Genomic DNA, 21,200 nt, shown 5'->3' with positions numbered 1-21,200 from the left:
GTGGTCTCGGGGGCCGCTTCGCGTGTTCAGCCCTGGACGGTCGCCGTCCAGGCGGCCTCGGCTGCCACCAGACCCGGCTTGGCGTCGCTGTCCGTCGCGGTGGCGAGGGCGGTCAGGCAGGAGTGGACGGTTTCCAGGGTGGCCGCCGGGCCGTAGTGGTTGATGCGGAGCATCTCGGCGGCGAGGGGGCCGCCGCCGGGCTGGATGGGGAGGGCCGGGTCGAGGCGGGCGGCGAGGGCGGCGGCGTCGAGGCCGGCCGGGGTGCGCAGGGTGGTGGCGACGGGGGCCGCGTCGGCGTCGTCGGGGACGAAGGGGGCGAGGGTGCCGAGGGCGCGGACGCCCGCGCGGGTGGCGGCGGAGGCGGCGCGGTGGCGGGCGATGACGGCGGGGAGGCCGTCGGCAGCGATGCGGTCGAGGCAGGCGCCGAGGGCGAGCATCTCCAACTGGGCGGGGGCGTGTGGGAGTACGGTGCGCCCGGCGTCGGTCCAGCGCTCCTTCCAGTCGAGCAGCGAGAGGTAGGAGCGGCGCGGGGCGGCCGGGTTGGCGGCGATCCGCTCCCAGGCGCGCGCGGAGACGGAGACGGCGGAGACCCCGGCCGGGCCGCCCATGGCCTTCTGGCCGCCGATGACGCACAGGTCGACGCCCCACACGTCGGTGAGCAGCGGCTCGGCGGCGACGGAGGCGACGGCGTCGAGCATGAGGAGCGCGCCGTGGTCGCGGACGACCGCGGCGATCTCGGCGACGGGGTTCGTGTTGCCGGTCGCGGCCTCGGCGTGGACGAGGGAGACGAAGTCGATGGCGGGATCGGCGGCGAGCGCGTCGGCCACCTGCTGCGCGGTGACGGCGCTGTCGAAGGGGACGGCCAGGTCCACGACCTCGGCGCCGCAGGAACGCAGCCAGTTGCCGAAGGTCTGCCCGTACGGGCCGGTGACGACGTTGAGCGCGGTGGAGCCCGGGTGCGCGGCGCCGCGGATCGCGGCCTCCAGCGGCAGCAGCGCCTCACCCTGGGTGACGATGACGTCGGCGGTGGTGTGCAGCAGCGCGGCCACCTGGTCCTCGATCGCCGCGAAGTCGGCGGCGCTGAGCGGGGGGAGGTCGAGGAAGGGGCTCATGCGCCCGCCTCGCTTCGCTCGGCAGGGGCATTCGCCCATGCGCACCTTTCGATGGCTCGCTCGCTTCGCTCGCTCACGTCTGGGGCCTTTCGCACGTGGGGTGGTTGGGGTCGGAACGAGTCTGCCGTACTTTCGGTGCTTACACGCAGCGCGGCCGTCGGTAGAGTGCGGCCATGAGCGATGGCGCGGTGCTGCACGTCCGGGGTCGGGTGCTGGTCGGTCCGGAGGACGTCCGGGACGAACTCTGGGTGGTGGACGGCCGGGTGAGCTTCACCCGCCCGCCGGGCGCCGAGGACGTCCGGACGGTGACCGGCTGGGTGCTGCCCGGCCTGGTGGACGCGCACTGCCACGTCGGACTGGACGCGCACGGCGCCGTCGACGCCGAGACCAGCGAGAAGCAGGCGCTCACCGACCGTGACGCCGGCACCCTGCTGATCCGCGACGCCGGCTCGGCCGCCGACACCCGCTGGATCGACGAGCGCGAGGACCTGCCGCGGATCATCCGGGCCGGGCGGCACATCGCCCGCACCCGCCGCTACATCCGCAACTACGCGCACGAGATCGAGCCGGGCGACCTCGCCGCCTACGTCCGGGCCGAGGCCCGGCGCGGGGACGGCTGGGTGAAGCTGGTCGGCGACTGGATCGACCGCGAGGCCGGCGACCTCACCGCCTGCTGGCCGGGGGACGCGCTGGCCGAGGCGATCGCGGCGGCGCACGAGGAGGGCGCACGGGTGACCGCGCACTGCTTCTCCGCCGCGTCGCTGCCCGACCTGCTGGCGGCCGGCATCGACTGCGTCGAGCACGCCACCGGGCTGACCGAGGAGCTGATCCCGGCCTTCGCCGAGCGCGGGGTCGCCATCGTCCCCACGCTGGTCAACATCGCCACCTTCCCGGAGCTGGCGGCCGGCGGCGAGGGCAAGTTCCCGGCCTGGGCCGCGCACCTGCGCCGCCTGCACGAGCGCCGTTACGACACCGTCGGCGCCGCCCACGACGCGGGGATCCCGGTGTTCGTCGGGACGGACGCGGGCGGCTCGCTCGCGCACGGGCTGGTGGCGGACGAGGTGGCCGAGCTGGTGAAGGCCGGGCTGAGCCCGGCGGAGGCGCTGTCGGCGGCGAGTTGGGGCGCGCGGGAGTGGCTGGGGCGGCCGGGCCTGGAGGAGGGCGAGCCGGCCGATTTCGTGGTCTACGACGAGGATCCGCGCGCGGACGTCCGAGTGCTGGCCGCACCCCGGCTGGTGGTGCTGCGCGGCCGTCCGGTGGCCTAGCCGGGCCCGGTCGGCTGCATGATCATCCGCTGAACGCGCTGTCGGCGTAGGCCGATAGGGTGGCGACCATGGCACCGCGTCCACTGAACGAGATCGTCGAGCCCGGTTGGGCCACCGCCCTGGAGCCCGTCGCCGGGCGGGTCGCCGCGATGGGCGACTTCCTGCGCGCCGAACTGGCCGCCGGCCGCACCTACCTGCCGTCCGGGCCGAACGTGCTGCGCGCGTTCCAGCAGCCCTTCGCCGACGTGCGGGTGCTGATCGTCGGGCAGGACCCGTACCCGACCCCCGGCCACGCCGTCGGGCTCAGCTTCTCGGTGGCGCCCGAGGTGCGGCCGATCCCGGCCAGTCTGATCAACATCTTCCAGGAGTACGGGAACGACCTCGGCCTCCCGCAGCCGTCCAACGGCGACCTCACCCCGTGGACGCAGCAGGGCGTGCTGCTGCTCAACCGCGCGCTGACCACCGCGCCGCGCAAGCCCGCCGCGCACCGCGGCAAGGGCTGGGAGGAGGTCACCGAGCAGGCGATCCGGGCGCTGGTGGCGCGCAGCGGCCCGCTGGTGGCGATCCTGTGGGGGCGGGACGCCCGGAACCTGCGGCCGCTGCTCGGGGAGGTCCCGGCGATCGAGTCGGCGCACCCGAGCCCGTACTCGGCGAACGGCGGCTTCTTCGGCTCGCGACCGTTCAGCCGGGCGAACGAACTGCTGGTGCGGCAGGGCGCGCAGCCGGTGGACTGGCGGCTGCCGTAGCAGATCGGGGTCAGTGGCGGGCGTCAATCTCACTCCAACGAGTGAAATGACGTTCCGTGTGACTCGTGTGACGGATCGTTCGAGAAGACTGGCGGCTCACCGTTCGGAGCGCCGGCCCCTCCCCGCCTGTCGCGGGTGACGTCCAGGGCGCGCTCCGGAGCCAACAGCACCTGTGGGGGTACCGCCATGTCTTCTCGTCGTCTCGTTTCCGCAGCCGCCGTCGCGGCCTGCACGCTGCTCACCGTCCCGCCGGCGTACGCCGTTCCGTCCGCTCCCGCTCCCTCGCCCGGCAAGGCTCGCGCCGTCACCGCCGAACTCGCCCTGGACGTCAGCCTGTTGAACAAGGCGATCGACGTTCCTGTGAACCTCGCGCTGAACAAGGTGGAGACGCCCGCGCAGCGATGGGGGTCCCCCCAGCCGGAGGCTGGGGGAGGTTCCGTGCTCACCGCGAAGGTGGACGGCGTGGACCAGCAGGGCCCGGTCACCCTGGTCAAGGCGGACGTCGGCAAGTCCGTGACGCGCTCCGACGCCAAGGGCACCGCCGCGTCCGTCCAGCTCGTCAACGCCGACGTGCACGCCCCGGGCCTGCCGGCCACCGCCCTGCTCGGCCTGGAGGCGATGAGCGCCGAGGCGACCTGCCCGGTCGACGGGCAGCCGAGCGCGGACGTCGTCGCGCCCGCCAGGCTGACCGTCCTCGGCAAGCCGGTCACCGTCGGCCTGTACGGGCCGGCCAAGGTGGACGTGCCGTTGGTCGGCAGCGTCTCGGTGGAGTTCTCCAAGCGCACCACCACCTCGACCACGGCTGCCGCCTCCGCCCTGGAGGTGCAGGTGGCGGTGAACCCGCTGAACCTGAACGTCGCCAAGGTGACGGGGACGATCACTGTTGCCTCGGTGAGCTGCGAGAAGCCGTCCGCGCCGCCCGCGACCCCGACGGCTGCGCCGACCACCGCCCCTGCCACGGACGCGCCGACCAGCGCGCCCGCCGTCCAGCCGGTGGCCGACACCACCACCCGCGCCGCCGGCCCGCAGGCCGCCACCGAGAAGCCCGCCGCGGGCCTGGCCGCGACCGGCGGCAGCAGCGCGACCGGCCCGCTCGCCGTCGGGGCCGCCACCCTGGTCGCGGGCGGCGCCGCCGCGCTGTGGGCCACCCGGCGCCGCCGGGCCGCGCACGCCCGCCGGCACTGAGCCGAGGCACCGAACGGTACGGGAGTGCCATCCCCGGCACTCCCGTACCGTGACCGTGTCAACGCGGACGGTTGGTTCACATGCGCGTTACACAAGAGGAACAACCGGGAAACGGCGGCTTGCAACGCTACGCGGGCACCCACCACCCAGCAATGCGAGGTACACCGCCGTGGCAATCAAGGCCGAGTACATCTGGATCGACGGCACCAAGCCGACCGCGAAGCTCCGTTCCAAGACTCGCGTCCTGGCCAACGCGGACAAGATCCCGACCTGGGGCTTCGACGGTTCCTCGACCAACCAGGCCGAGGGCCACGCCTCGGACCGCGTGCTGGAGCCGGTGAAGGTCGTCAAGGACCCGATCCGCGGCGGTGACAACATCCTGGTCCTCTGCGAGGTCCTGGAGATCGACGGTACCCCGCACGAGTCCAACACCCGCGCCCTGCTGCGCGAGGTCGCCGAGAAGTACGCGGCCCAGGAGTCGATCTTCGGCATCGAGCAGGAGTACACCTTCTTCAAGGGCTCCCGCCCGCTCGGCTTCCCGGAGGGCGGCTTCCCGGCCCCGCAGGGCGGCTACTACTGCGGTGTCGGCGCCGAGGAGGTCTTCGGCCGCGAGATCGTCGAGCTGCACCTGGACCGCTGCATCGACGCCGGCCTGGCGATCTGCGGCATCAACGCCGAGGTCATGCCCGGCCAGTGGGAGTTCCAGATCGGCCCGGTCGAGGCCCTGACCGTCTCCGACGACCTGTGGATCGCCCGCTACCTGCTGTACCGCACCGCCGAGGAGTTCGGCATCGACGCCACCCTGGACGCCAAGCCGGCGCGTGGCGACTGGAACGGCGCGGGTGCGCACACCAACTTCTCCACCAAGGCGATGCGCGAGGGCTACGACGCCATCATCACCGCCTGCGAGTCGCTCGGCGCCTCCCAGGAGAAGGTGCTGGAGCACGTCAGCCAGTACGGTGACGACATCCAGTCCCGCCTGACCGGCAAGCACGAGACCGCCCCGTGGAACGTCTACAGCTACGGCGTCTCCAACCGCGGTGCCTCCGTCCGCATCCCGTGGCAGGTCGAGGTGGAGCAGAAGGGCTACATCGAGGACCGTCGCCCGAACGCGAACATCGACCCCTACGTCGTCACCCGCCTCCTGATCAACACCTGCTGCGAGGCCCTGGAGAAGGCCGGCCAGGTCTGATCCGGCTGAAGTCGCGTACGGCCGCAGGCCCTTCCCCCGGTGCGGGAAGGGCCTGCGGCCGTTTCCGCCCGGAGGCATCTGTGGTCAACCTTCCCGAACTGTCCGTGTACCGGCCCGATTGGGCGCCGGCACACGGACGGACTGGACTTACTGACGTTGCGTCAGATCAGGTTCATTCTGGTTCGTACCGCCGGCGCAGGTCCACAGCTCGGTGGCCGACCGTTCGCCGTCGCGGCGCCGGTGACGTCCAGGCAGAGGCCGGACGCGACCCCGCGCAGCACACCCGCGCTGGGGGCGGGCGGCTGGGTGCAGGGCTCGGCGGTGGAGCCGCCCGCCACGTCGGAGGCCTTCAGGAAGGCGAGCCGGTGGTTGTAACGGATCGGGTAGTACGTGTCACAACCGACCACGAGGGTACGGTCGTTGGGCGCGCTGCCGTCGATGTTCTGCGCGTAGTAGAAGTCCGACGGCACCGGGGTGGCGCTCGCCGCGACGTAGGACTGCCCGGCCGGGACGGTCGCGTTCAGCGGCGCCACGGTCTGCGCCGTGATGCCCGGGTACGGGAGGTAGGCGCTCGCCTCGGGGTAGCTGCGCCCGTACACCGGGATGCTCGCGGCCCCGGCCTTCGGGGTGAGCAGGGTCTGGCCGGGCCGGTTGTCGGCGGTCGCGGTCTGCCCGTTGGGGTTGTAGAACCAGGCCTCCTGGCCGTCGTACCAGATGGCGGTCCAGTCGCCGCACAGGTCGGCGACGACGTAGGAAGCGCCGGCGACGGCCTTGTCGCTCCAGTCGGCGGCCCGGGTGGAGCCGCCGTTGATCAGCGGGGCGCTCGGGTCGGGCTGGGTGCGCAGGTAGACGAAGTTCTCCGGGCGGTCGGCGGTGCCGCTCACCGGGGGCTGGTTGGTCGCGTCGAAGGCCGGGGTGATGGTGACCTTGCCGCCGACCGCCAGGGTGCCGCCGATGGCGGGCTTGAGCGGGGCGTTCAGCAGGTCCATGTAGTGCGACCAGTCCCAGAACGTGCCCGGGTCCCAGTGCATGCCGGCGACGTTCGCCTGCAGCGGGCCGGGGACGTCGTCGTGGCCGATGATGTGCTGGCGGTCGAGCGGGATGCCGAAACGGTTCGCCAGATAGCCGACGAGGGCCGCGGACGACTGGTACAGCTGCTCCGAGTACCAGGTCGGGCGGTCGGTCGGGAAGGCGTAGCCCTCGTGCTCGACGCCGATGCTGTGCATGTTGACGGTCTTGTTGCCGGCGTGCCAGGCCACGTTATTCGTGTTGACCAGCTGGGTGACGTGGCCGTCCGAGGACCGCACGATGTAGTGCGCGCTGGCCTGGTTGCTCGGGTTCTGGAACGCCGAGATCGAGCCGGCGAAGCCGCCCTCGGTGTCGTGGATGACGATGTACTGGATGCCGTCGCCGTCGTCGGGGCGGTTGGCCTTGGTGTAGTTGCCGTACGACGTCGGGTCTTGCGGGTTCGTCAGCGCGTACGCGGCGGGCTGGAAGTCGCAGCCGAGGGCGGCGGGGCACTCGACCGTGCCGTCGTCGACCGTGCCGTCGTCGACCGTGGTGGTGGTGGCGGCGGTGGCGGCGGTGGCGGTGGTGGTGGTGGCGGTGGTGGCGGTGGTGGCGGTGGCGGTGGTCGCAGACGTTGCGACCGTGCCGTCGTCGACCGCCGCAGCCGCGGTCGAGACGAAGGCGGCGCGCGTCGCGGTGGACGTGAACACCGCGCGGGTCGCGGTGCGGGTGACCGTCAGCGCGGGCACCGGCGCGAGGGTGACCGTCTCGCCCTCGGCGGTCTGCCGGGAGACGCCCTTGCGCAGAGTGTCGAAGACCCGGTCGGCGAAGGGGTTGGGCTTGCCCGGGTCGCCGGACCGGCTGAACCGGGCCACCGCCTGGTACCAGGCGCCGGGGTCCGCCGCGGCGCCCCTCCCGCTCTCCGTCTGGTACTTCGCCAGCAGGGCCGCGCCGCCGCGGATGCTCTGCGCGCTGTCCCGCTTGAGGTCGTCGGCCGGGCGGTGGATCAGCGCCGCGGCCGCGTCGAGCGTGTGCAGCTCGGGGCCGTCCTGGACGGTGGGCGGGGTGGGCGTGCCCTTGACCGGCCGCGGCGGGGCGTCGTCGCCGCGCCCCTCGACCGTGTCGGGCCCCGGGCCGGCGGCGAGTGCAGCGCCGACCGCGGCGACGTCGACCTGGGTCAGCCCCATGACGTTGTAGTTGCCGGTGGTGCTCGGCAGGCCCTGGTGGGAGTCCCAGCGGGTCTCCTGGTACGAGAGCGCGAGCAGGACGCTCTCCGGCACGTGGAACTCGTCCGCCGCCGCCCGGAACTGCTGCTGGAGTGTGTCCGACGGGGGAGCGGCGGCCGCGGCCGGGGCGATCCCGAAGGCCGTGCCGGCCAGCAGGGCCAGTCCGCCGGCCGAGGCGGTCACCACGGCGGCGAGGTTCCGCCGGGCGCGCGGGGCGAGCGGACGGTGTGCCGCTCTGGGTATGGGTGTCAACGGAGTGTGCCGACCTTCCGCTCAAACGGTGGTTTAGCTCGGACCTTTGTGGGCCGCCGTGACGCTAACACCCCGCGACCGGAAAGCCAGTAGTCAGCCCGGCCATCACCGGTCAGGATGAACAGGTATGACGCCCCTTCTCCTCCTCGATGTCGACGGACCGCTGAACCCCTACGCCGCGCCCGAGCAGCGCAGACCGGACGGCTACGACACCCACCGCGTCCGGCCCGCCTCCTGGGTGGCCCGCCAGGCGCCCAAGCCGGGGGAGGACGTGGAGCCGCTGCGGGTGTGGCTCAACCCGCAGCACGGGCCCGAGCTGCTGGCCCTGCCGTACGAGCTGGTATGGGCGACCACGTGGATGGACGAGGCGAACACCTTCATCGGCCCCCGGATCGGTCTGCCCGAACTCCCGTACATCCGCTGGACCGAGGTCTTCCGGGAGGATCCGGACGGCCTGCACTGGAAGACGCGGGACTTGGTCGCCTGGGCGGACGGCCGCCCGTTCGTGTGGCTGGACGACGAGCTCGGGCCGCAGGACATCGAGTGGATAGCCGCCCACCACCCGGCCCCGGCCCTGCCCCTCTGGGTCGACCCCCGGGCCGGCCTGGGGGAGCTGCACTTCGCGGCGCTGAGGGAATGGGCGGAGGACGAGTGAGGGCCGTCGGCACGGTGGAACGCCTGCGCCGCTACCCGGTGAAGTCGATGCTGGGGGAGGAACTGCGGTGGGTCGGGCGCCGAGCGGTCGGATCGCGGGTGATCACACCCCGGGGACGGCGTCCTTCGCGTTGATGTGCCAGTTGGTGACCACGGCCTTGTCGACCTTGATGTGGCCGACGGGGATGCTGACCGGGTTGGGGTCGGCGTTGCCGATCGCGACGATCACGTCATTGAACTCGACGCTCTGGTCGTTGTTGGTGCTCTTCGGGTTGATGCCGGCGTAGGCAACGACGCCTCCGGTGAGGGTGATGGGCTGGCCGACGGCCTGTTCGGCGTTGCCGGCCTCGATGCCGCGCGAGCCGAAGGCGATGACCGGGTGTTCGCCGGGCAGGGTGCAGGTGACGCCGGGCTTGGCCTTGGCGGAGATCTGGATGTAGCCGCCGGCCTGGGTCTCCAGCCTGGCGCTGATGGTGAGGTCGTTGGCGCCGCAGGCCTTTCCACCGGGGGTGGGCGCCGCCGACTTGGTGGGGGAGGCCGCCACAGGCTTGGTGGGCGTCGGCGTGGCGGTGGGGGCCGCGGCGACGGGCGGCTTGGCGGTGGTCGGGGCCGAGCTCGCGGCGGACGAGGTGTCGCTGTTGTCCGGGCCACAGGCCGTGGCGGTGGCCGTCAGCGCGGCGATGGCGGCGGCCGTGAGGGCGATACGCGAGCGCATGGTGTCTCCAACTTCCTGCTGCCGGTGGGCGACTGCTGTTCCCGTACGGTACGTCGCGCATGTTCACCGCCCGGTGCGCGAAGTATCCCGATCCTGTTTCAGACGGCAGCGGAACGGGAGTTGGCGCGGTTGCGGGGATCACGCCGTGGCCGTGCCTACCTCCCGTCGGCTGACCTCGAACGAGGTCGCTGCGGGTCGGCCCTAAACTCGGGCTGCCGGAAGGCGACTTCGCAATGCTGAGAGGGTGGGCCGGGGCATGAGGACAGGCACGGTGGAGCGGCTGTGGCGCTACCCGGTGAAGTCGATGCTGGGGGAGGAGCTGAACGCTGCCGGGGTCTCCGAGCGCGGGCTGGACGGGGACCGGGCGCTCGCGTTGCTCGACGCGGAGAGCGGGCGGCTGGTCAGTGCCAAGAATCCGCGGCTCTGGGCGGGGATGCTCGGGTTCACCGCTGCGCTCGCGGAAGGTGGGGTGGCGATCAGCGGGCCGGACGGGCGAGCGGTGGAAGAGGGCGAGCTGTCCGAGCAGCTGGGGCGGAAGGTCCGGTTGATCACCGAACGCCCGTCCGGTGCGACCCTCGAACGGGCCGTCCCCGAGGAGGTGTTGGCGCGCGGCATCGACGCCGAAGTCGCCGTCACCGTCAACGAGATCGGCCGGGCCGCCCCCGACGGAACGTTCTTCGACTTCGCCCCACTGCACCTGCTCACCACCTCCACCCTCGCCCGAACCGGGGCCGAGGCCGAGCGATACCGCCCCAACCTGGTGATCCGCACCGAGGACACGGGCTACGTCGAGAACGCCTGGGTAGGACGCGAGTTGTGCATCGGCCCGGACGTCCGCCTCCGCATCGTCATCCCGACCCCGCGCTGCGCGGTGCCGACGCTGCGGCACGGCCCGCTGCCGCGCAGCACCGCCGCCCTGCGCGTACTCGCGGAGGAGAACCGGCTGGTGCCGCTGGAGGGCATGCCGGCGCTGCCCTGCGCGGGTGTGTACGCGCAGGTGCTCGCGTCCGGCCGGGTGGCCGTGGGTGACGCCGTCAGTCTGAGCTGAGCACGGCCGCGAGCGCGTCCAGGAAGCGGTCCGTCGTCGCCTCGTCGCGGACGGCGATCCGCAGCCACTCCTCGCCCAGCCCCGGGAACGTGTCCCCGCGCCGGACGGCGAAGCCGTGCGCGCGCAGCCGCTCCCGGACGGCGGCCGCGCCCGGCAGCCGGACCAGCACGAACGACGCGGCCGGCTCGCCGTACACCCGCACGGACGGGAACGCGGCCAGTCCCTTGAGCAAGTGCGCGCGCCACAGGCCCAGTTCGGCGGCTGCCTCCTCCGCCTCGGCCAGCGCCGCCGGCGTGCTGCACGCCTCGGCGGCGGCCAGCGCCGGGGTGGAGACCGGCCAGAGCGGCTGCGCGGCGCTGAGCGCCGCGATCAGCGGCGCCGGTCCGAGCACGTAGCCGATCCGCAGTCCGGCCAGGCCCCAGGTCTTGGTGAGGCTGCGCAGCACGACCACCTGGCCGGGCAAGTCCCGTACGGTGGCGAGGGATTCGCGCTCGCCGGGCACGGTGTCCATGAACGCCTCGTCCACCACCAGGGTGCGCCCGGGGCGGGCCAGGGCGGCGACGGCGTCGGCGGGGTGCAGGACGGAGGTCGGGTTGGTCGGGTTGCCGAGGACGACCAGGTCGGCCTCCTCGGGGACGGCGCCCAGCCGGAACCCGTCCGCCGGTGACAGCAGCACCCGGTGCACCGCGTGCCCGGCGTCCCGTAGGGCCGCCTCGGGCTCGGTGAACTGCGGGTGAACGACGACGATATGACATGACGTCAATACCCGGGCGAGCAGGACGAACGCCTCCGCGGCGCCCGAGGTGAGCAGCACCTCGTCCGTCGGCCGGCCGTGTCGTGCGGCCACCGCGGCGCGCGCGGCCGTCTGGTCGGGGTAGGCGGCCAGCTCACCGAGGGTGGCGGCGAGCCGCTCGCGCAGCCAGAGCGGGGGCGTGCCGGTGCGCACGTTGACGGCCAGGTCGACCAGGCCGAGCCCGTCGGCGCGCACCTCGGCGTCGCCGTGGTGGCGGAGGTCGGGTTCGGCGGTGGTCACGCGGGGTCTCCTTGAGACTCGATGGGCGGGCCGGGCAGGCCGGGGATGCGGACGACGTCGTACGGGCCGGGCGGCACACCCAGCGCGGAACCGTCACCGAGAGCGACCAGGGCGACGGCGTGCCCGTGCGCGGCCAGGGTGGCGGCCGCCTCGGCGCAGTCGTCCGTCACGATCCGTCGCGTTCCGGGTCGCAGCAGCCCGGCGATCGCCTCGACCGCCGGTGCCGGGCCCACCACCGCCGAGACGCGCCGCAGCTCCGTCAGGGCGCGTGGCACCAGCAGGTCGTGCTCGCCGGGCCCGAGGCCGACCAGCGCGAGCCGTCCGCGCATCGCGGCCCGGGCGATCGCGACCGTCGCCGTCGCCGACTTCCGCTTGGTGACGACGAGTTCGCCGCCGGGCGCGCTCGCCAGCGCCGCCGCCTCGGCGACGCTCGCGGTGCCGACCGCCGCGCCGACCGCGGCGGACGGGTTCGGCACCGGCACGCCCGCGAGGACGTCCGCCGGGTGCTCGTCCACCGGTACCCGGCCGAGGCAGAAGCGGGCCCAGCGCACCGCTGGGTGGTCCGCCTTGCCGGCCACGGTGGCCAGCCGTCCCACCGACGACCGGTCCAGGCCGCTCTCCTTCAGCGTGGCCATCAGCAGCCGCATCACCTCGGCCTGCTCGGTGCCGCTGCCCGCGCCGATCCCGACGACGAGCTTGCGCGGGAGCACGACGAGATCGCCGTCGCCGGGGTCCTCCTGGTCGACGATCCGCAGGATCGGCGCGTCCGTGGGGGCATCGGCCGTTCGGGTGCCCTGTGGGGCCGTGTGTCCGTCCCCGGACGGGTGGCCGGTGGGCGCTCCCTCGGGCCGGAGCGGGCGGCCGGTGAGCACCGGCGTGACGCCGAGGACGGCCGCCACCTCCAGGGCCAGCTCCTCCGCGCCGGAGTCCCGGCCGGTCAGCGGGATCACGTACCGCCGCTGCGGGTCCACGCAGAGCAGGCCCTTGCCCCGGGGAATGTCGATGCCCCAGCCTCCGAGCAGGGAGACGATCGTCGCGAGGGGCGCGAAACAGACCACCTGCGCGGACCGGCCCAGGGCGAACTCAAGCGCCTCGGGCGGGCCCATGCAGTTGCCGCGCGAGGCCCGGTAGACGCTGCTACTGTCCGGCCAGGCGGCGTGCAGTTCGTCGGCGAGCGGCCGGACCGTCCCGTCGACGGCGACCAGTCCGATCACGTCCCGCTCCTTCACCGCCTTCACCGAAAGCCCCGGTGATCCCACCACGCCCGGCCGGAACGGGTCAATCGGGACGGCTGTGACGGAGGCTGTGACATCGGCTGTGACGTCGACCGCCGACGGGCGGCAGCTGTTCGTCTGTTCTTCACTTGTCTTGTGCGGTACACGACACGCCGCGATCCTAGGGTTCTCGGCGCCCCAAAGCCGGAAGACCCAACGCACGGAGGACCCCCATGCCCTTCGCACGACTGCGCACCCCCGGTACGACACCTCCCCGTCGCCGCACCCTCACGGCCCTCGCCGCCGCCCTCGGCCTCGCCGCCGGCTCGCTCGGCCTGTGGGCCGCGAGCGGCAACGCCGCCGCCGACACCACTGTCGCCCTGCCGACGCCCGACCACGTGGTCGTCGTCATCATGGAGAACCACGAGTACGCACAGGTGATCGGCAGCTCCGACGCTCCCTACGTCAACAACACCCTGGTGGCCGGCGGCGCGACCCTGACCCAGTCGTACGCGCTCACCCACCCCAGCCAGCCCAACTACTACATGCTGTTCTCGGGCAGCGCGCAGGGCATCACCGACGACAGCTGCGTCGACATCGGCGCCCTCCAGCAGCCCAACCTGGCCTCCGAGCTGCTGGCCACCGGCCAGACCTTCGCCAGCTACAACGAGGGCCTGCCCGGCGCGGGCGCCACCGACTGCCGCGTCGGCAACTACGCGCAGAAGCACAACCCGTGGTTCGGCTTCGGCAACGTGCCCACCTCCAGCGCCTACGGCATGGACGCGTTCCCGACCGACTACACCACCCTGCCCAAGGTGTCGTTCGTCGTCCCGGACCTCTGCAGCGACATGCACGACTGCTCGGTCGGCACCGGCGACTCCTGGATCCAGAACAACCTCGCCGCGTACGCGAACTGGGCCAAGGACCACAACAGCCTGCTCATCATGACCTTCGACGAGGACAACCGCCTCGCCGGCAACCGCATCCCGACCGTGATCTACGGCGGCCACGTCACCCCGGGCAGCAGCACCGGCACCACGTACAACCACTACGACGTGCTGCACACCCTGGAGGACCTGACCGCCGTCAACGCCCACGCCGGCAACGCCGCCAACGGCAGCGACATCACCGGCATCTGGAACTGACGCCCGTGTACGTCGCGGACTCCCGCAGCTCGAAGGCCCCCGTCGCCCCGGCCACCGCGCCGGGGCGACGGGGCGCCGCCCTGCGCGCAGCCGTGCCCGGGGCGGTAGTCGCCCTCGGCACCGTCAGCCTGGTCACCGACATCTCGTCCGAGATGGTCAGCGCCGTCCTCCCGCTCTACCTGCTCACCGGGCTCGGCCTGTCCCCGCTCGGCTTCGGGCTGCTGGACGGCATCCAGAACGGCTTCAGCGCGCTCGTCCGCCTCGCCGGCGGCCACCTCGCCGACCGGCGCGGCGCCGACGGCGCGGCCCGGCACAAGGCGGTCGCGGCCGTCGGCTACGGCCTGTCGGCCCTGTGCAAGCCGCTGCTGCTGTTCGCCCACACCGTGCCGCTGATCGGCGCCGTCATCGCCGTCGACCGCACCGGCAAGGGCCTGCGCACCGCCCCGCGCGACGCGATGATCTCGCTCGCCACCGAACCCGAGCACCGCGGGCGGGCGTTCGGCGTGCACCGCGCGATGGACACCGCCGGCGCGCTGCTCGGGCCGCTCACCGCGTTCCTGGTGCTGCGGTTGGCGGGCGGCCCGCTGCTCGCGGACGGCGGCGAACGGCACGGCTACGACGCGGTGTTCACCGTCAGCGCGTGCATCGCGGCGCTCGGGGTGCTGGTGCTGCTGCTGTTCGTGCCGAATCGGCTCGGTAGTGACGAAACATCAACTTCTACTCCCTCGCTGCGTGATGGGATTCGGTTGCTAAGGCTCCCCGGCCTGCGGCGGCTCACCCTGTGCGCCGTCCTGCTCGGACTCACCACCGTCAGCGACTCGTTCCTCTACCTGCTCGTCCAGCGCCAACTCGGCCTCGCCACCAACCTGTTCCCGCTGCTGCCGCTCGGCACCGCCGCCGCCTTCCTGCTGCTGGCGGTTCCGCTGGGTGCGCTCGCCGACCGGATCGGCCGCCGCCGGCTCTTCCTCGCCGGGCACGCGGTGCTGCTCCTCGCGTACGGGCTGCTGCTCTCGCCGCTCCGTGGCCTGCCCGCGGTGCTCTGTGTCCTCGTCCTGCACGGCTCCTTCTACGCCGCCACCGACGGCGTGCTCGCCGCCGCGGCGGCCGACGCCGTGCCCGCCGACCAGCGCGGCGCCGGCCTCGCGCTGGTCGGCACCGGACAGGCGCTCGCCCGGTTCGCCTGCTCCCTGCTGTTCGGCGCGCTGTGGAGCGCGATCGGCGGCGCCGACGCGCTCGCCTGGTCTGCGGGCGCGCTCGCGCTGTGCGTGGTCGGCGCGGCCGTCGTGCTCCGTGAGCCCACCCGTGAGGTGCCCTCGTGAACCAGCTCCAGAACCGGACCAGGATCCTCGTCCTCCTGGTCGCCGTCCTGCTGCTCGGCGCGGTCGGCACCGGCGCCGTCCTCTACGCCGCCGACCGCACCGCCCGCCGCGACCAGGCCCAGCCCGGCGGACCCGCCGTCAGCCCGGGCCACGTCACGCTCCAAACGCCTTCCGGGGGGCGGCAGTTGGTGTTCCGCAATATGGCCTGGGGCCCGCACCGCGACGAACTCACCGCCGTCCCCGCCGACCACGCGGACGGCCCCCGTACCGCCTCCGGCGTCCACTGCCTGCGCTTCTACGCCGCCGGCGGCACCGGCATCTGCCTCCAGGCCGAACACGGCGCTCTTGAGGACACCTACCGCGCCGTCGTCCTCGACGACCACCTGAAGGAGAAACGCTCCTTCCCCGCCGCCGGCATCCCCACCCGCTCCCGGGTCTCGCCCTCCGGCCACCTCGCCGCCTGGACCGTCTTCGTCAGCGGCGACTCCTACGCCGGCACCAACTTCTCCACCCGCACCTCCATCGTCGACGTCCGCGACTGGAACCTCCGCGACAACCTGGAGACCTTCGACATCATCAAGGACGGCCGGCCCTACCAGGCGCACGACATCAACATCTGGGGCGTCACCTTCGCCGACGACAACACCTTCTACGCCACCCTCGCCACCGGCGGCCAGACCCACCTCGTCCGCGGCGACCTCGCCGCCCGCACCCTCACCACCCTCCACGACAACGTCGAGTGCCCCTCGCTCTCCCCGGACGGCACCCGCATCGCGTACAAGAAGCGCGTCCCCGGCCTGTCCGCCGACGCCCCCTGGCGGCTCTACGTCCTCGACCTCGCCACCATGACCGAGACCGCCACCGCCGAACAGCGCAACATCGACGACCAGGCCGTCTGGACCGACACCGGCACCCTCCTCTACGCCCTCCCCGGCGACTACGGCGCCGACCTGTGGACCGTCCCGGCCGACGGCAGCGGCACCGCCCGGCGGGTCACCCAGGCCGCCGTCGCACCCGCCTACGTGGGCTGAGGAACTCTCGGCCACGGTCCCTCGTCGAGCACAGTGATGATTTGATCGAACATGGATCGATCAAACGGGGATCGAACGGGGGAACGACAACGGTGGACGGCATCCCGCCCGAGCGCATGGTCGCCGACTCCTGGCCGGCCCTGCACGGCCGCCCGGTGCTGCGCCGCACCGTCGCCGTCGGCCTGGTGCTCTGCGTGTCCGTCGCGGCCGCCCTGCTGGTGCGCGGCATCAACACCCTCACCCTCGGCCGCGGCGGCCGCGACACCGACCGCGACCGCGCCGAACGCCTCGCCGGCCTCCACCCCTCCCAGCACCCCGGCGCCGACCGCTACTACGTCCCCGTCGGCGCCGTCTACACCCACGCGGCCGACGGCTCCGCCGTCGCCTACCTGCACTACCGCGTCGCGGGCGGCACGGGCGTCGGCCTCGGCGACTTCCTGCGCGCCTACGACCTCCCCGCCCCCGGCCCCGCCGCCCCCCTCCCACCCGACCTCACCACCGCCCTCGGCGGCGACGAACCCACGGCCGCTCCAGAACTCCCAGAACCCTCGGACGCCCCGCCTTCCCCCTCGCCCACCGCCGACCCGGTGGCTCAAGGCCTCCAGCCCACCGACTCCGAGGACGACCCCACCCCCACCGAGGCCCCCTCGCCGTCGCCCGCCACCACAATCACCCCCACCCCCACCCGCCGCATCTACGTCTCCACCATCCCAGGCGCCCTCCCCGGCGCCGCCGACATCTACATCCGCGCCACCGGCTGACCCGAGGCGCGGCGGCTCAGGACACGTCGCGGTCGATGGTGAACGCCATGACGCTCCCGGGCTGAAGCGGGAAGGGCAGCTGAACCAGCCCGGCGAGATTGTTGAACGGTGCGGGGAAAGTCGTCCGGACACTGGCTCCGTGGGCGGCCCCGAGCGCGCTGATCTCCGACGCGTTGACGCCCAGGCGGGTGGGCTTCAGCGCCGGGTCGATGGTGAGCCGGTACTCGGCGTCCGTGACATGGCGGAACACCTGCGCCTGGACACGCACCCGCCGGTCGTTGCCGACGAACTTGCGCGCGACGACGCTCAACTCGACGAGATGGCCCACCGTGACCTGGGCGTCGTGCGGCACCGAGAACTGGTCGATCCGGGCCTTCCCGCCCGCGACGGTCTCGTGCACCGGCGGCTTCCGCTCCAGGTCCCGGTTGTCCACGCGGACGGCGCCGATGGTGAAGATCTCCGGGTCGTCCGGGTCCAGGTTGTCGTCGATCATCCAGCGCAGCAGGTACTCGGGCCCGGTGAAGCGGTCCAGGCAGGCGTCGTCGTTGGAGGCCAGGCAGACGATGCTCACCGTCCGGGGGAGGCTGTCGACCCGGTAGGAGATCCGGAAGCTCTGGTAGAGGTAGTCGGGGTGGGCGTCACCGGCCGGCGCGGGCGCCAGCATGCAGTCGTAGCGGTAGGCGGACAACGCCCCGGCGAACAGTGGGTCGCGCACTGGGCCGAGGACATCCTGCATGCCGCGAAGCACCGCGCTGTCGACCTGCTCGGTGGCCTCGCGGACGGTGAGCGATCCGATGGCCAGCGTCACCACTGCCGCCGAGACGAAGGCGCCGCCGATCAGGCTCAGGACGGTTGCGAGCACCTGCTGGTGCGTGAGCAGTGAGGCGACCACGACGCAGACCAGTCCGGTGGTCAGCGCGAGGACGTTGACCAGGACCAGGACCTTGCGCAGTTGTCGTTCCCGAGGCAGAGCCACGCTTCACCCCCCCGCAGGCGGCGTCAGTGCGCCGCCCCCTCCGTGATGATCCGGACGATCCGTTCGGAGACCTCCCCGATCTCCCGCGCCGTGCGAACGTTATCGGACTGACTGTCCGTCAGAAAGACCATGGCAATGGGAACGTCCGGATGCAGGACGATGCCGGCGTCGTTGACCACGCCCCGCAGGCTGCCCGTCTTGTGCCGCACCGGGACGTCGTCGTCCAGGCGGGACGGGATCCGGTCGTTCCGCAGGTAGTTGACCAGGTAGCGCCGCAGCGGCTCCAGATGCGGTGTCCGGTCGATGTGCTCGACGAGTCGCAGCATGTCCTGCGCCGTGGTGGTGTTCACGCGCCCCAGCGGGCCGAGTTCGCGTTCGGAGAAGCCGGCCGGAAAGGCGGTCGAGTTGAGTCGAAGTTCCTTGATCACCGCGTCGATCCGGTCCTGCTGGAGCACCGAACGGATGTACTCGGCCGCCGGATTGTCGCTGGTCACCAGCGAGAAGCCGCACAACTCCCGGACCGTGACAGTGGTTTCGGGGTCGAAGGCCTGCATGACGCTCGGGTACATCGTGGTGGACAGCTCGCCGACCCGGATCCGCGCGTCCAGATCGAGGTCGCCGCGCTCGCCGGCCTCGAAGAGGGCGACCCCCAGAATCATCTTCGCCAGGCTCGCGGCGGGCAGCACGCGGTCCGCCTGGTGCGCGACGGTCAGCTGCGGTGCACCGAGGGTTTTCACCAGGACGCTGCGCACCCCGACTCCGCCGCCGCCCTGCGCGAACTCCTCGATCTGTGCGGCTACTGCGGCGCGCACTCCGTCGGAATCGATCATCAGGGCCATCCATTCCTCCCGTAACGGGTGAGTCGGGCTGACAGTCGTCTACCCGGCTGCCGGCCGCACATGCCGCCGCGTCCGGCGGTTGTCCCTGTTGCCTTTTCCGGCCCTGCTCCGGCCCCCGCTGCCAAAGTGCTGTGCCCCGCCGAGCGGGTGCTCGGCGGGGCACAGGGGGCTCAGCGGCTTGCGGTGACTGGTTCGCGGGCGGGCGCTGGCAGCGCGTCTGCTGGGGTGGGCGTGCGGGTGGGGGCCTGGCCGGCGAGGAGGGCGGCCAGGGCGATGACGAGGCCGAGGATCTGCCACGGGGTGAGGGTCTGGTCGAGGACGACGAGGCCGCCGACCGTGGCGATGACCGGGTTGATCAGGCCGAGGAAGGACGCCGGGCCGGCGCCGAGGCGGGCGATGCCGCGGAACCACAGCACGTACCCGAGGGCGGTGCCGAAGAGGCCGAGGTAGGCGAAGCCGGCCAGGTTGGTGGCGCTCAGGGCGGGCGGCGCGCCCTCGACCACGGCCGCGAGCGGGACGAGGAAGAGCGAGCCGGCGAGGAGTTGCCAGGCGGTGAGGTCGAGCAGGGTGGCGCCTTCGGGCCTGCCCCAGCGGCGGGTGAGCACGGTGCCCATGGCCATCAGCGCGATCGCCGTGACCATTGCGGCGATGCCGATCCCGTCCAGCCGCGCCCCGCTCTTGAGCACGAGGAGCGCGACGCCGCCGACGCCCGCGAGTCCGGCGAGGACGGCCCGCCGCCCGGGCCGTACGCCGAGCACGCCGATCGAGAGCCCGGTGACGAGGAGCGGCTGGATGGCCCCGATGGTCGCCGCGACCCCGCCGGGCAGGCGGTACGCGCCGACGAACACGAGCGGGAAGAAGAACCCGATGTTGAGCATGCCGAGGATGGCGGCGCGCCCCCACCAGCGCCCCTTGGGCAGCTTGCGCCCGAGGAGCAGCAGGAGCAGCCCGGCCGGGACGGCGCGCAGGGCGGCGAGCAGCAGGGGGCGGCCTTCGGGCAGGAGCTGGGTGGTGACCAGGTACGTCGTGCCCCAGGCGGCCGGGGCCAGGGCCGCGGTGGCGGCCACCCCGATGCGGTTCCGGTCCATGGCATCCCCTCAACGTTGATTATCTGAACGTTGAGATAAGTTCTACGCCCAGGACGTGCGAACGTCAAGTATGTGAAGGTTAAGATAAAGCCGTTAAGCTACATGCGGTCCCCATCCAGGCTGTGGGAAGGCGGAAGGCCATGCAGGAGCAGGAGCAGGAGCACGAGCGCGACACCGTCGACGACATCGTCGATCAGTGGTCCCGGACCCGCCCCGAGCTCAACAGCCAGCCCATCGCCCTGATCGGCCGGCTGCGCCGTCTGAACGTCCGCGTGGACACCGCCCTGCGCGAGTACTTCGCCGAACACGGCTTGGACTCCTCCGAGTTCGACGTCCTGGCGACGCTCCGCAGGTCCGGCGAGCCGTACGAGCTCAACGCCCGCGCCCTGCTCAAGTCCGCGATGGTGACGTCCGGCGCGATCACCAACCGCGTCGACCGCCTCTCCGCCAAGGGCCTCGTCGAGCGCAACCCCTGCCCGAACGACCGTCGCGCCGTCCTGGTCCGCCTCACCCCGGCCGGCAAGGACCTGATCGATGCGGCCATGCCCGGCCACGTCCGCAACGAGGAGCGCATCCTCGCCGCCCTCGATCCGGAGGAGCGCGTCCAGCTCGACGCGCTGCTGAAGAAGCTCCTCGTCGCGCACGGTGACACCGAGCGGTTGTAGGGCGGCTGGGACGTATGACGCGCGAGAAGTCGGACGGGCCGACTTCTCGCGCAACGGCTGTCACCGGCCGCGTCTACCGTGTCCGGCCGATGCCTTCGACATGCTCCAGCACCTGTTGCGGCATGTGACGGTCGGTGGGGTCAGCTCGGTGCGGTGTCGTCAGTGGCCGGGTGCAGGTGCGTGAACTCCTCGGCCAGCATGCCCATCAGGACGAGATCGTGGTGTCGGCCTGCTTGGTACGTGTGGTAGCGGAGGCGGCCTTCTTCGACGAAGCCGAGGCGGCGTTGGAGGGCGAGTGACGGTTCGTTGTACGCGTAGGCGCGGGTCTCGCACTTGTGGAAGCGGCGCTCGGTGAACATGTAGCGGAGAAGGAGGATGGCCGCTTCGGCCGCGTAGCCCTGGCGCTGGTACTCGGTGCCGATCGTGATGCCGGCGGTGAAGCGGCCCGCGCGGGGGTCGGCCTCGTAGGAGCCGACGAGTCCGACGAGTTCGCCGGTGTCGAGCGCTTCGACGGCGAGTTGGAAGGTGTCGCCGTCGGACTTGGCGGCTGCTTGCTCCTTCGACCAGCCGCGGTACCAGTCGGCCGAGCGGGGCGGGGAGACTGCGTTGCCCGCCCGCTGGTACTCGGAGTCCTCGTCGAAGCGCATGAGCGCGGACCAGTCGTCGGGTTCGATGGCACGGAGGCGCACCCGTTCGCCCGTCCAGAAGGAGGTCATGGCGGTATCG

20 protein-coding genes are annotated in these 21,200 nt (G+C 72.5%); 11 read left to right on the top strand and 9 right to left on the bottom strand.

Translation table 11 applies throughout. The annotated features are described in order from the left end of the window. Window positions 1-26: 26 nt before the first annotated feature. Window positions 27-1,112 carry a pyridoxal-phosphate-dependent aminotransferase family protein gene (locus KV557_RS21620; RefSeq protein ID WP_218202672.1) on the bottom strand — a complete coding sequence of 362 codons (1,086 nt, stop codon included), beginning with the start codon at window positions 1,110-1,112 and terminating at the stop codon, window positions 27-29. A gap of 173 nt (window positions 1,113-1,285) precedes the next feature. On the opposite strand from KV557_RS21620, the gene KV557_RS21615 reads away from it, so the two are divergent. The 4 genes from KV557_RS21615 to glnII all read left to right on the top strand — a co-directional run bounded on the left by KV557_RS21615 (window position 1,286) and on the right by glnII (window position 5,500). Then, complete coding sequence (locus KV557_RS21615) at window positions 1,286-2,377, top strand: amidohydrolase family protein (protein WP_218202670.1); 1,092 nt, start codon at window positions 1,286-1,288, stop codon at window positions 2,375-2,377. A gap of 68 nt (window positions 2,378-2,445) precedes the next feature. Further along, window positions 2,446-3,123 (top strand): uracil-DNA glycosylase, encoded by a 678-nt coding sequence (locus tag KV557_RS21610; protein ID WP_218202669.1) that lies wholly within the window; start codon window positions 2,446-2,448, stop codon window positions 3,121-3,123. A gap of 186 nt (window positions 3,124-3,309) precedes the next feature. After that, complete coding sequence (locus KV557_RS21605; RefSeq protein ID WP_218202667.1) at window positions 3,310-4,308, top strand: SCO1860 family LAETG-anchored protein; 999 nt, start codon at window positions 3,310-3,312, stop codon at window positions 4,306-4,308. 169 nt (window positions 4,309-4,477) lie between these two features. Continuing rightward, window positions 4,478-5,500 carry a glutamine synthetase gene (glnII, locus tag KV557_RS21600; protein WP_218202666.1) on the top strand — a complete coding sequence of 341 codons (1,023 nt, stop codon included), beginning with the start codon at window positions 4,478-4,480 and terminating at the stop codon, window positions 5,498-5,500. Between the two features lie 161 nt (window positions 5,501-5,661). Here the strand turns inward: glnII and KV557_RS44125 are convergent, their stop codons facing one another. Then, a complete protein-coding gene (locus KV557_RS44125) occupies window positions 5,662-7,920 on the bottom strand; it encodes an N-acetylmuramoyl-L-alanine amidase (protein WP_308130000.1) in 2,259 nt (752 codons plus the stop codon). Between the two features lie 193 nt (window positions 7,921-8,113). Here KV557_RS44125 and KV557_RS21590 point away from each other — a divergent pair, with 193 nt between their 5' ends. Continuing rightward, window positions 8,114-8,641 carry a hypothetical protein gene (locus KV557_RS21590; RefSeq protein ID WP_218202665.1) on the top strand — a complete coding sequence of 176 codons (528 nt, stop codon included), beginning with the start codon at window positions 8,114-8,116 and terminating at the stop codon, window positions 8,639-8,641. Between the two features lie 102 nt (window positions 8,642-8,743). Here KV557_RS21590 and KV557_RS21585 read toward each other — a convergent pair whose 3' ends face one another. After that, entirely contained in the window at window positions 8,744-9,355 is a 612-nt protein-coding gene (locus KV557_RS21585; RefSeq protein ID WP_218202662.1) for a DUF4232 domain-containing protein, read from the bottom strand. A 256-nt stretch (window positions 9,356-9,611) separates the two neighbouring features. Between KV557_RS21585 and KV557_RS21580 the strand changes: the two genes are divergently transcribed. Further along, window positions 9,612-10,403: an MOSC domain-containing protein gene (locus KV557_RS21580; protein ID WP_218202660.1), complete on the top strand. Its 792-nt coding sequence runs from the start codon at window positions 9,612-9,614 to the stop codon at window positions 10,401-10,403. Here the strand turns inward: KV557_RS21580 and cobC are convergent. Beyond that, the gene (gene cobC, locus KV557_RS21575) at window positions 10,390-11,436 is read right to left on the bottom strand and encodes an Rv2231c family pyridoxal phosphate-dependent protein CobC (RefSeq protein ID WP_218202658.1); all 1,047 of its coding nucleotides are present in this window, start codon (window positions 11,434-11,436) and stop codon (window positions 10,390-10,392) included. The genes KV557_RS21580 and cobC overlap by 14 nt on opposite strands. Then, window positions 11,433-12,650 carry a cobalamin biosynthesis protein gene (locus tag KV557_RS21570; protein ID WP_218202655.1) on the bottom strand — a complete coding sequence of 406 codons (1,218 nt, stop codon included), beginning with the start codon at window positions 12,648-12,650 and terminating at the stop codon, window positions 11,433-11,435. Before KV557_RS21570 ends, cobC begins: the two co-directional genes overlap by 4 nt. Before the next feature lie 233 nt (window positions 12,651-12,883). Here KV557_RS21570 and KV557_RS21565 point away from each other — a divergent pair, with 233 nt between their 5' ends. The 4 genes from KV557_RS21565 (at window position 12,884) to KV557_RS21550 (ending at window position 16,906) form a co-directional block, all read left to right on the top strand. After that, a complete protein-coding gene (locus KV557_RS21565) occupies window positions 12,884-13,795 on the top strand; it encodes an alkaline phosphatase family protein (protein ID WP_218202654.1) in 912 nt (303 codons plus the stop codon). Window positions 13,796-13,800: 5 nt separating this feature from the next. Continuing rightward, window positions 13,801-15,114 carry an MFS transporter gene (locus KV557_RS21560; protein WP_218202653.1) on the top strand — a complete coding sequence of 438 codons (1,314 nt, stop codon included), beginning with the start codon at window positions 13,801-13,803 and terminating at the stop codon, window positions 15,112-15,114. Next, window positions 15,111-16,145, top strand: a complete 1,035-nt coding sequence (locus KV557_RS21555; RefSeq protein ID WP_218202652.1) for a TolB family protein — start codon at window positions 15,111-15,113, stop codon at window positions 16,143-16,145. Before KV557_RS21560 ends, KV557_RS21555 begins: the two co-directional genes overlap by 4 nt. A gap of 92 nt (window positions 16,146-16,237) precedes the next feature. Beyond that, complete coding sequence (locus KV557_RS21550; protein WP_218202651.1) at window positions 16,238-16,906, top strand: hypothetical protein; 669 nt, start codon at window positions 16,238-16,240, stop codon at window positions 16,904-16,906. A 16-nt stretch (window positions 16,907-16,922) separates the two neighbouring features. On the opposite strand, the gene KV557_RS21545 is transcribed toward KV557_RS21550, so the two are convergent. The 3 genes from KV557_RS21545 to KV557_RS21535 all read right to left on the bottom strand — a co-directional run bounded on the left by KV557_RS21545 (window position 16,923) and on the right by KV557_RS21535 (window position 19,809). Beyond that, window positions 16,923-17,882, bottom strand: coding sequence for a hypothetical protein (locus tag KV557_RS21545; protein WP_218202650.1), 960 nt, complete (start codon window positions 17,880-17,882; stop codon window positions 16,923-16,925). A gap of 23 nt (window positions 17,883-17,905) precedes the next feature. After that, on the bottom strand, window positions 17,906-18,712 hold the full coding sequence (locus tag KV557_RS21540) for a serine hydrolase (RefSeq protein ID WP_218202649.1): 807 nt from the start codon (window positions 18,710-18,712) through the stop codon (window positions 17,906-17,908). Window positions 18,713-18,891: 179 nt separating this feature from the next. Beyond that, window positions 18,892-19,809 carry an EamA family transporter gene (locus KV557_RS21535; RefSeq protein ID WP_218202648.1) on the bottom strand — a complete coding sequence of 306 codons (918 nt, stop codon included), beginning with the start codon at window positions 19,807-19,809 and terminating at the stop codon, window positions 18,892-18,894. A gap of 140 nt (window positions 19,810-19,949) precedes the next feature. Here KV557_RS21535 and KV557_RS21530 point away from each other — a divergent pair, with 140 nt between their 5' ends. Further along, entirely contained in the window at window positions 19,950-20,474 is a 525-nt protein-coding gene (locus KV557_RS21530) for a MarR family winged helix-turn-helix transcriptional regulator (protein WP_218202647.1), read from the top strand. 140 nt (window positions 20,475-20,614) lie between these two features. On the opposite strand, the gene KV557_RS21525 is transcribed toward KV557_RS21530, so the two are convergent. Next, window positions 20,615-21,190, bottom strand: a complete 576-nt coding sequence (locus tag KV557_RS21525; protein ID WP_218202646.1) for a GNAT family N-acetyltransferase — start codon at window positions 21,188-21,190, stop codon at window positions 20,615-20,617. Window positions 21,191-21,200: the final 10 nt, after the last annotated feature.

The sequence above is a fragment of the Kitasatospora aureofaciens genome (genome assembly GCF_019192735.1).
GTDB lineage: Bacteria > Actinomycetota > Actinomycetes > Streptomycetales > Streptomycetaceae > Kitasatospora > Kitasatospora aureofaciens_A.
This window is presented reverse-complemented; position numbering and strand designations above follow the sequence as displayed.

What these genes read in the sequence shown, in the direction of transcription:
- KV557_RS21580 (WP_218202660.1), top strand. Translation starts at nt 9,612, where the DNA reads ATGAGGACAGGCACGGTGGAGCGGCTGTGGCGCTACCCGGTGAAGTCG.
- KV557_RS21620 (WP_218202672.1), bottom strand. Translation starts at nt 1,112, where the DNA reads ATGAGCCCCTTCCTCGACCTCCCCCCGCTCAGCGCCGCCGACTTCGCG.
- KV557_RS21540 (WP_218202649.1), bottom strand. Translation starts at nt 18,712, where the DNA reads ATGATCGATTCCGACGGAGTGCGCGCCGCAGTAGCCGCACAGATCGAG.
- KV557_RS21615 (WP_218202670.1), top strand. Translation starts at nt 1,286, where the DNA reads ATGAGCGATGGCGCGGTGCTGCACGTCCGGGGTCGGGTGCTGGTCGGT.
- KV557_RS21585 (WP_218202662.1), bottom strand. Translation starts at nt 9,355, where the DNA reads ATGCGCTCGCGTATCGCCCTCACGGCCGCCGCCATCGCCGCGCTGACG.
- KV557_RS21590 (WP_218202665.1), top strand. Translation starts at nt 8,114, where the DNA reads ATGACGCCCCTTCTCCTCCTCGATGTCGACGGACCGCTGAACCCCTAC.
- KV557_RS21535 (WP_218202648.1), bottom strand. Translation starts at nt 19,809, where the DNA reads ATGGACCGGAACCGCATCGGGGTGGCCGCCACCGCGGCCCTGGCCCCG.
- KV557_RS21525 (WP_218202646.1), bottom strand. Translation starts at nt 21,190, where the DNA reads ATGACCTCCTTCTGGACGGGCGAACGGGTGCGCCTCCGTGCCATCGAA.
- KV557_RS21565 (WP_218202654.1), top strand. Translation starts at nt 12,884, where the DNA reads ATGCCCTTCGCACGACTGCGCACCCCCGGTACGACACCTCCCCGTCGC.
- KV557_RS21530 (WP_218202647.1), top strand. Translation starts at nt 19,950, where the DNA reads ATGCAGGAGCAGGAGCAGGAGCACGAGCGCGACACCGTCGACGACATC.
- KV557_RS21610 (WP_218202669.1), top strand. Translation starts at nt 2,446, where the DNA reads ATGGCACCGCGTCCACTGAACGAGATCGTCGAGCCCGGTTGGGCCACC.
- KV557_RS21605 (WP_218202667.1), top strand. Translation starts at nt 3,310, where the DNA reads ATGTCTTCTCGTCGTCTCGTTTCCGCAGCCGCCGTCGCGGCCTGCACG.